Source organism: Pseudanabaena sp. SR411 (assembly GCF_002251945.1).
Taxonomy (GTDB): Bacteria; Cyanobacteriota; Cyanobacteriia; order Pseudanabaenales; family Pseudanabaenaceae; genus Pseudanabaena.
Genome location: NZ_NDHW01000260.1, coordinates 1 through 9,439, shown reverse-complemented (window position 1 = coordinate 9,439; position 9,439 = coordinate 1). Strand labels below are relative to the sequence as shown.

The window sequence follows — 9,439 nt, the reverse complement described above, 5'->3', positions numbered from 1 at the left end:
CATCTCCTACACAGATTAGGTTCATCATAAATTGCTTCAGGTCGGGACGATGGTCGCGTGAATATCCATGCGTGATTTCGATACTTCCTTCTTCGGTTCGGTCATATTCCCCATCCACATGAAAGGAACTTGAGTCTATATGTCCCGTTTCTATCTTTATGTCGTATTTCGCTACTGCTTTCAGGCTAATTCCCAAGAATGTTTCGCTTAGTCCTGCTTCTTGTAGATCATCCAGTACATTGCCGATACGGTCATCGTTGATTTGTTCGGCTGTTATCCCTTCCCCCAGTAAGTGCTTGGTTGGTTTTCCTTCAAAGAATTTCCCAAACATATACAGGGGAGCTGATACAAATCCTAATCCATTCAGTAGCATGGCTTTGACGATTACCCCTGCGCTTACTTTTTCTCTTGAGCTTCTCCCGATTCTCATGTTTATTTCCTCCACGATTCCCATCTCGTCGATCATCCCTGCCACGATCCCTAGATGGTCTAGATTCGATACTTTCATCTCTGTATTAATATTTACCTCCTCTTTTTTGATTTTCGATGATTTTGATTTTCGGTAATTATTTTACCCTTCCATTACGAGCGGAATGTAGGTTAATGGATTTGCAAAAGGCTATACAACTGCCAATCATCGAAACTTGGCTGGGTTTACTATTAGGTGATTTCAAACTTGAGCAACGGGGAGAATTTTATGACTCAAGCGGGGTTTGGATTACGGGTAGTTGGTAAAGTGGTTTAAGAAACGGCTAGTACTTTCCCAATTAAGTAGATAACGTTCAATAGTCTCAAGAGCATAAGCTTCAGGGAGTAGAGGTTGAAACTTGCTAAAGCGATAAAGAGGGAGTTGAGAAAGAATATTGGAGCGATGTTCTTCGCTTTGCCAGTCAAAATCCGATCGCAATCTGTCTAGAGCCGATCGCAATAACTGCACACTCACCTCAGAGCCTTCGATGCCAACTTTAAAATTATCGGCTATAACTTTCCATTCGGGGCGGAGATCGGCAAGGAGATACTTGATGGTGTAATTAATTTGTCCACCTGCGAATGTCCACCATGTGACGCGATCGCCATCATCGATCGCAGTGAAAGATTGCTGACGGAGAAGAACACCCAGATCTTCACGTTTTTCTGTGAGAGCATAACGAGATTGAGCGTCTATGTAGGGATAGTCGATGTCGGTAGTAAGGATCTCGTAAATTTTTTGACAGAGTTCATAGCTGATGATTTGCGGCGAAAAACTATTCCAGTTTGGCTTTTTACCTTTTGGTGAGAGGATTACGCGAATTGAGCGTTCCTTGTGATCAATCGCTTCAACTAGCCAAGATTTACCACCTAATAGGAAAGAACTCATGCTCGGTACTAATTTATCAGCAAAGTCTTGTTCAAGAGAGCCAACGGTATAACCAGTGGCAGTTTTGACTTTGTAGAGAACGGGGCTACTGAATACGGCATAGAGTTCCATAAAGTTTTTGCGCCCAAAGATCTTTTCGGCACGTTCACCGATGGATAGCAAGCCACCCGATTGAAAAAAATAACTTTCCTTAATGCCATGCTGAATCAAGATTTGATATTCTGTCTCCGCGATGCCCTGAAAATCAGGAATGAGCGATAATTGCTGCCAAGCAAGTTCGGAACTAATTGCGCCAAATTGCAAGGTGAGTGCTAGTAATTGATGGACTAAAACTGTCCATGTGCGGTTATGACACTTAACAGACTCTACCCATCCCGATCGCGCTAATTCGACAATGGCGATCGCTTGTAAAACTGTCTCAATATTTTCACAATAAAAGGTGGTATTAGCTGCCTTACCTTCGCGTCTGCCTGTGCGTCCTAATCTTTGTAAAAATGATGACACAGTACTAGGAGCATTGGCTTGGAGAACAAGATCAAGATCGCCAATATCAATTCCTAATTCGAGCGTACTCGTGCAGAGAATACAAGCATTCGTTCCCTTTTGAAAATTCTCTTCGGCGATTTCGCGTTCAATACGGGAGACAGAACTATGATGAACAAATACATCTGTGCCGCGATCACGCATACGTTCAGCCACATCTTCAGCAAGAGCACGGCTTTGACAAAAGAATAAGCTTTTATTACCTAGGGCTTTGCGACTGGCTTCACGGGCGATCGCGCCGATCTCATCACGCTGTAGGATAGCAATTTCACGCTTAGCAGGAATTTTGGGCGGATCAATGACGATGCTTTGACGCTGTGATGAGCCTTGCATCCAGTTGAGAATTTGCTCAGGATTGCCCACGGTGGCGCTTAGTCCTACTCGCTGCACATCACGGGCTTGATATTTTGGATGGTGCATCGGAGCCGCACCCTCTAAAATTTGGTTATTTGCGGCGGTAATTAGACGCTCTAGTACAGAGAGTAAATGTGTACCGCGATCGCTACCTGCGAGGGCATGGATTTCATCAATAATTACAGCACGAAGATCGCCAAATAGTCTCGCATGAGGGACTTTGGCTGATAGCAACATCACTTCGAGGGATTCAGGAGTGGTGAGTAGAACTTCGGCAGGTTCTTTGAGAAAGGCTTGCTTATCTTTGCCTTTAATATCGCCATGCCATACAAAACTACGCAAACCAACCATTTCGGTATAAGTAGCAAAGCGATCGCATTGATTATTGAGCAGGGCTTTGATCGGCGCGATGTAGAGTATGCCTACGCCCTGTGGTTCATGCTCGATCAGATTGGCTAATAGAGGAAATATGGCGGCTTCAGTTTTGCCACCTGCGGTGGGAGCAAGCACGATCGCATTTTTACCATCAAGGATTGCTTGACCTGCGAGTTCTTGGACTGGTCGCAAGGATGACCAACCGAGGCGATCAGCGATCGCCTGTTGTAATCGGGGCGGAAATCTGGCAAAAGTGGAATGCATGATTAAAATTCAACAACGGCGTAAACTTCATTTTCTTCTGGTTCAGGATCGCAATAGGGTAAGCCCGACTTGATGCGGAGTTCATCGTCATTGAGGGTATCTTCGGGCAGAGATAAGGCACTGATCGGATCGAAGTCAGGGTTATCAATAACCAAATCCAGAAGATTCACATATTGCCGTAAGAATTGACGTGGCACTACGCCCACATCGCCTTTAAAGCCTTTAGTTACTTCTGCAATCAGGCGATCGATAAATTCAAGGGTAATTTTTCGTTCCAAATGAATGCGATCGCCAGCGTTAAAAAGTTCACGCAGTCTGAGGGCAACTTCCTTTAAACGAATGGCATCAAAAGGGGTGAGTTCCAATTGGGGTTGACGTGGACTACTAAAGCCACCATAGGTTTCAAATTTAATGCGATCGTGAAGAGGCGTTAGTCCTGCAATGCCTCGCTTAGTGTCAAAGAAGTCGGGCGTACCTGTAAAAATCCACAGCAACCCATGAAAGCGATCGGCGGCATCACAGATCTGTCTAATGCCATTTAGGGATTTACCGCGCACATCTTGACGCATTCGCAAAATCGTTTCCGCTTCGTCAATGACGATCGCCCAGCCCTTGTAACCAGCCGCCTTGACGATCTGCAAAATACCGAGTAAATAGTCGAGGGCTTCACGGCTGCCGATATCGCCTTTAATTCCTGCAATTTTTTTGGCACTGGCGGCGACATTTTCACTACCCGATAGCCAAGAAATTAGAGCGCTGGCTTCAGCAAAGTTGCCCTGTTGCTTGAGGGTAAAGATTGTTCGCAATACTCGTGTCATGTCTTCAGGAACTTGCCCCCCTGTCATGGAAGCAAGTTCTTCATCGAGGCGATCGCGCACAGCATCATCAAAATTAGGATCATCTTCATCCTTGCCCCCTGCGATCAGCATATCTTCAACTCTCGCAATCCAGCGATCGAGAATATCGCCTAGCGCCCCCCTTGGGCATACATTTGTACCAAGCTCCTGTACGGCTTTGCGATAGACATCATCAAATTTATGGAAATGCAAATCATTATCGGAAACAACAATAAAACTAGTGGCAAAACCACGATCGCGGGCTTCGAGAGTTGCAAGGCGAGATATAAAGGTTTTACCGCAACCATAACCGCCTCGCAAAAATTTAAATACACCTTCACCATCAGCAGCGAGTTCGAGTTGGCGTTGGATTTCCTTACGCGATCGCTCAATGCCTACCGCAAAGGCTTCTAGCCCACGTTCTGGAACAACTCCTGATCGCAGTTTTTCAAAAACATGTTCGGTATCCTTAGCACTCAAATTCATAGCTGCACAGTTTTATTTTTTAACTGACGTTACATGGAAGATTATAAGACCCTCACCCCTAGCCCCTCTCCCAAAAAAGGAGAGGGGAACAAGAAATTAGTCTTACTCCCCCTCGCCCTTAATGGGAGAGGGTGCTGGGGGTGAGGGTTATCTCTTAATATACCGCTTGCCAGAAGCGACATTTTCAACTTGAACCCCAAAGGGGAGTTGCTTGACAAATTCTTCAAACTTGAGGGAAAAGCTCCGCGCTTTGCGTGATGAGCCAAGCATTTGCACAAGTTCAGTTTCCACGATTGCGCCATGTTTTTCTAGATGCTCAAATACCTTGACGATCGCAGGATCATCAAAATTATCTTGCCAGCGATCGCTTGTAGATAAACTTGCTACAGGCTCAATAATAACCATATCTATAGCGATCGCTTCCGTAATAGTACTCGGATCTTGAATAGTATCTTGAAGAGAATCTTGAATCTGTGTTTGCGATTTAGCACGCTTAGTTTTAACAGATGATCGCTTAGTGACTGATTGCTTAGTGACGGTCAGGACAGGAATTACTCGCTCCTGTAAACTATTACCTCCATGAGCAAAGGAAGCATTACTCAGTTTAGTTCTACCCTTAAAAATGGCAGTATCATTCCGAAATAGTAGATAGCCCTCTTGACCTTCATAATTTAGCGATCTCAAAGGCACGGATACACAATCAGCCTCGCGGCGGTAATCATCAAGACGCACATAGCGGCGGGTGGCGGTAGCATATTCTACTTCTTTGACGGTATGATCAAGGAGCATGAAGCCATGATCGGCGGTGAGGATGCAGGTATGAATCCCAATCTTTTGGAGATTATTAATCGCGGCTTTCAGTTGTTGAATCCAAGTGGTGAAGGCAATCAGCCCCATATTTGCTTCACCCGCATCATCAATTTCGCGACTATGGATTACGAGCAATGTCGCATTTTTAGCTTGACTTTCTAAAGTCTCACTCGTTGATTGCGCGACCTGTTGCAGCGAGAGACTAGATAACGAATGTCGATCGCGACTAGAACTAAATGTGCGATCGCCGATCGCCCTCGCCCGACTATCAGGATCTTTGACAGTATATTCTCCCGCCTTAATCCCTTTACTAAAATCTTTACCATCGGGTAAGCGGATTTTGCCATCACTCGACACAGGGGCAATCGCATTCATGCCCATTGCGGTAATCGTTGGTAGTTCGGCATAGCAACCAATCAGGTTAGTCTGGAAATCCTCTTTATTTAATTTGTTCATCAGTTCCATTGCCATTTCATAGCGAAAGGCATCGACTAAGAAAATAGCAACGCGATCACCTTGCTCAACTTGTCCTAGAGATGGGCGGTGCAAAGCACCGCCCATCTCTAGATCTCTAGTAATCAATGGCAGACAGTAACGCTCAAAGATATGGCGTTGTTGTAATTCTTCTTCGGGTAGGAAACCAACGCGATCGCAAAGTTTGGCAAAACCCCGCGCCAAATCATCAGCCCAGTCTCGATAAAGCTGCCGCAAAAAATTAGTCACCGTCACCATTGACGCAAATTGTGGCAAGTTACTATTTGACATTTGCAAGCGTAGTTGCTCAAAGCGACGATGGTAATAATCCACAATCCAAGCTTTTTTGGTATAGAGATCAAGTGCCTCTCGTAGGGTTTCCACTCCGTTTAAGACTTGATTTTGTTGAGCAATTATCTGTCCAAACTGTGCTGCTATTAGCACCCAACCCCAAAGGCGGCGTTTTTGTGAATCCTGCTGTATCCATAGGGAAGGAGCATTAATCCGCGATCGCCCCCAGATGCTCGCTTGTTGCCAATTTTGAGTGAGTAAGGCTTTAATAGACGCATTGAGCATCACCCGATCTTCAGTGGCGAAGGTGTCAATCTTACCGAGGTCATTGGGAGATATCTGGTCAAGTTCGAGCTTGATTTTTGCTTCTACTTCTTCAGCGATCGCTATGTAACGTAGGGGATAGCGATCGCGTAGATGATTAATTAGATTTTGACATTGCGCTTGTAAGGATTTTGGGAGCGATCGCAGTGGTTGTAATTCTAGCAAATAGGGCAATCGCGTCAAGTCGTTGACATATTCTACACACATCAACCAACCGACAAAGGCAGATTCTATATGATCTATATTGACAGCAACATTTTCTTCAAGGAAAAATTGTAAAAAGTCGGTATCCATGCCTGTATGGATATGGAGATATTCGGTGAAAATATTTAACTCTGATGCGCTATGGATTTTGGTGCGGAGATTGCTATTGTGATCGATCAAACCATCGAGAATCTGTTGATGATCTAATTCTGCTAAATGATTACGGATATTACCAGTTTTAGAATTATGTCGATTTAATTGTTGATCTAGCCAAGTTTCGGCTCCTGCGAGGGTGAGGTCGGTCGTTTTCAGAAAATCAGCGATCGCATCGGGAGCGACCATACCTGTGACCGCCTCACGCACAAGGGTATTCAGGGCTTTTTCGTAGCGTTTACCAGCCCGATATAGTTCTAATAATGGAGTTTGCTTAATGGTCTGGGTGTTGTGGTTTGGTAAATGGATTAATAGCTGATCAGGATCAAGTCCATTTCCATAGTTTTCGAGTTGCAGCAATAATTCCAGATAGCTACCCCGAAAACCCACCACAGGGAAATCAAAATCACCTGTTTGATGACGAGTGATCAGGCGATCGACAAATTCGGTATAGCGACTATCGGCATCGAGCCAAAGGACAATTCCCTGACGGCGGATGCTTTCTTTAATGTCGTTTTCAAGGTAACTGGCGATCGCATTAGTCATAAAGATAGTTTAGGATAGGCGGCGCGAAGCGTAATCTATCCTAATTAATTAAAGAGTAAGGCAAATAAATCATTAACAGTTAAGCACAAATCACTGGCAAAACTGGGAACGGGCAGTACTGCATCAGGTTGCTCATATACCTCTGTTTCTTGGTGAGGACGGTAGACAAAAACAGTGCGATCGCTAGCATCAAGTAACCACCCCATTTCTGTGCCATGTTTAAGGCAATGCAAAATATTTTTGATTACTCTAGTTTGGCTTTGGTCTGGTGAAAGAATTTCAATTACCCAATCAGGGGCAGTGGTAAAGGTGTTGGCAATTTCGCCATTAGGGTCACGATGGATACGCTCCCATGTATAGGTAGCGATATCAGGAACAATAGAGCGATCGCCAAAGGTACAGCGCAATTCTGGAAAGGCACGGGCGCGGTGAGATGCTCTGAGCAGATGATTAATCAGGGTGACGAGTTCACCTTGCAGGGCGCTATGTTTTCCTTTGGGCATAGGTTTAGTGATGATCTGACCATTGCCATATTCGCTGGCGGGTTTGGTTTCAGGGAGGGCAAGAAATTCAGTTAGGGATATGGTTTGAGTGGCGATCGCAAGCATATTTTCTCCCTATAGTTTGGTATTGTGACAAAATGATCGTAACAGTTTATTCATGATTATTCCTCCAATTCAAGGGGTAAAAGCTCTTCTTCTTTATTCTTTTTGCGTTCCCTGCGTTTTTGTTCCTTTTGTCGCAAGTCTAAAACTAGCTCAGGATTGCCTTTGATAAATTCATCGCGCAAAGATTGCGAATCGGGTTCTTGAATGTGAAAATCAGGGGCAATCTCATCTTGCAAACGCAGTTCCCACTCGTAGGCTTTAGCGGGGTGATATTTCCAGAAGACGCTGTGGGCGACGGCTAGGGATGGGTCTTTTTGGCATTTGAGATCGACGCGGCTGGGGAAATAGCGGGCGGCGAGGTGTGACCAGTCATAGTCTTTTTTGTTTTGGGCGGTGCTGAGTTCTGACCACCATATTTTCGGTTTTGTCCATTGGGGTTCGAGCAATGTCCAGAGGGCGGCGCTGTTGATCATTACGCCATCATCGAGATCCATTTTGAAGGTTGCCTCGACTTCACGGTTTGGATCGCTGGATTTGGTGGGTGGTGCGCCACGTTCGGCGATCGCTTGGACTTTGCTAATCAGGTCTTGCAGTTCTTCTTGGAATTTGCATAGTTCGCTATAGCGTTTTTCGGCGGCGGCGCTTGCCTTAGTGTCTGGTTGGTTACGCGCTGCCATGAGGTCGTTGATTTCACCGATGAGGTGGGTTTGGTCGGGGAGGAGGTGGTCAGCGAGGAGGGTTTGCAGGGTGTTGTCTGTCCATTGGTGAATGGGAATGATCGCGACAAAGTTCTTTTTGGTGGATGAGATGGGGAAGTAGATGGGGCGTTGGTCGTAGCGTTTGACGTGATCTTCTTTGAAGTAGTCTTGACGCAACCATTCGCGGAGTGTTTTTTTAGTGATTTTGGAGCCATGTTCTGCCCATGCGTGATGGATGGGAGCGGCGGCGGGGTGGGTGAGGCGATCGCCGATTTCGGGGAGGTCTTGGCTATAGGCGGAGAGGTAGAGGATAGAAAGCCCCTCACCCCCAGCCCCTCTCCCATTGAGGGAGAGGGGAGCAAATTCTCTTGCTCCCCCTTCTCCCGTTCTGGGAGAAGGGGGCTGGGGGGATGAGGGGCTTCCAAACCGTCCCAATGCTAAACCCACGGCATAGGAAATAAAGTCTTGGGCGGTGGGTGGATCGTATTCGGGATGGTAGGGGGGGAGAGGTGTGCCTGCGGGGCGGTCTACGGCGGTTTGCGCCCATGTTTGGGCGGTGCGCCAAGGGCTAGGACGGGGGCTAATAAATTCTACGGATGTCTCGCGTCCTGCTTCATGTTCGCTAAATGCTTTTTCAAGTTCTCCAAATATCTCGTCTGCGGATTCTATGGGGAATAATGGAAGTCTTTTAGCATCTCCAATTTGAAAACTCACTGTTGGATTAAGAGCTTCAAGTACAATTCTTGAAATGGTTGTATTTAACAAGGCGCAGCTATGTCTAGGATATTCAGAGAATAGTGATTGTCCTTTGACATCGAAAACACTTCTAAAGCGATGTAATCTTCCAGAGAATCCTGAACCTGTAGCAGTAAAAGCCACTCCAAATCTAAAGAATATACTAGGATCTTTCGCTCATCTAGGTAAATAGGTGGAAGGAGGGAAAAGAAGCCGACGCAGGAAGTCAAAATCAATCCAACGTAGATTGTATGCCCACTCGAACATGGCTACATACAGATACAAATACTTCTTGTGAATACCGCGAAAGGGACGCAGAAAATTGCGTAAACCAACCCAAATGCCCTCCATAGTATTGCAATGAACCTCACAAAAACCATC

At 45.7% G+C, this 9,439-nt stretch carries 7 protein-coding genes and 1 pseudogene; 1 reads left to right on the top strand and 7 read right to left on the bottom strand.

The genetic code is table 11. The features are described from left to right. A partial coding sequence (locus tag B9G53_RS26450; protein WP_254923829.1) for an IS1634 family transposase occupies nucleotides 1–454 on the bottom strand: 454 nt, incomplete at its 3' end. 92 nt (nucleotides 455–546) lie between these two features. Between B9G53_RS26450 and B9G53_RS27800 the strand changes: the two genes are divergently transcribed. Next, nucleotides 547–735 carry a hypothetical protein gene (locus B9G53_RS27800; RefSeq protein ID WP_176453370.1) on the top strand — a complete coding sequence of 63 codons (189 nt, stop codon included), beginning with the start codon at nucleotides 547–549 and terminating at the stop codon, nucleotides 733–735. Here the strand turns inward: B9G53_RS27800 and B9G53_RS26445 are convergent. The 6 genes and pseudogenes from B9G53_RS26445 to B9G53_RS27795 form a co-directional block, all read right to left on the bottom strand. After that, entirely contained in the window at nucleotides 719–2,893 is a 2,175-nt protein-coding gene (locus B9G53_RS26445; RefSeq protein WP_094536402.1) for a DEAD/DEAH box helicase, read from the bottom strand. The two genes, B9G53_RS27800 and B9G53_RS26445, sit on opposite strands and share 17 nt — an antisense overlap. Before the next feature lie 2 nt (nucleotides 2,894–2,895). Continuing rightward, nucleotides 2,896–4,215: a BREX system ATP-binding protein BrxD gene (gene brxD, locus B9G53_RS26440; RefSeq protein ID WP_094536401.1), complete on the bottom strand. Its 1,320-nt coding sequence runs from the start codon at nucleotides 4,213–4,215 to the stop codon at nucleotides 2,896–2,898. 147 nt (nucleotides 4,216–4,362) lie between these two features. Then, nucleotides 4,363–7,017, bottom strand: coding sequence for a BREX-6 system phosphatase PglZ (gene pglZ, locus B9G53_RS26435; RefSeq protein ID WP_094536400.1), 2,655 nt, complete (start codon nucleotides 7,015–7,017; stop codon nucleotides 4,363–4,365). Between the two features lie 44 nt (nucleotides 7,018–7,061). Beyond that, nucleotides 7,062–7,625, bottom strand: a complete 564-nt coding sequence (locus B9G53_RS26430) for a Uma2 family endonuclease (protein ID WP_094536399.1) — start codon at nucleotides 7,623–7,625, stop codon at nucleotides 7,062–7,064. 56 nt (nucleotides 7,626–7,681) lie between these two features. Continuing rightward, nucleotides 7,682–9,202 (bottom strand): hypothetical protein, encoded by a 1,521-nt coding sequence (locus tag B9G53_RS26425; protein WP_176453369.1) that lies wholly within the window; start codon nucleotides 9,200–9,202, stop codon nucleotides 7,682–7,684. 33 nt (nucleotides 9,203–9,235) lie between these two features. Further along, nucleotides 9,236–9,439, bottom strand: a pseudogene (locus B9G53_RS27795) (hypothetical protein); the annotation flags it as partial.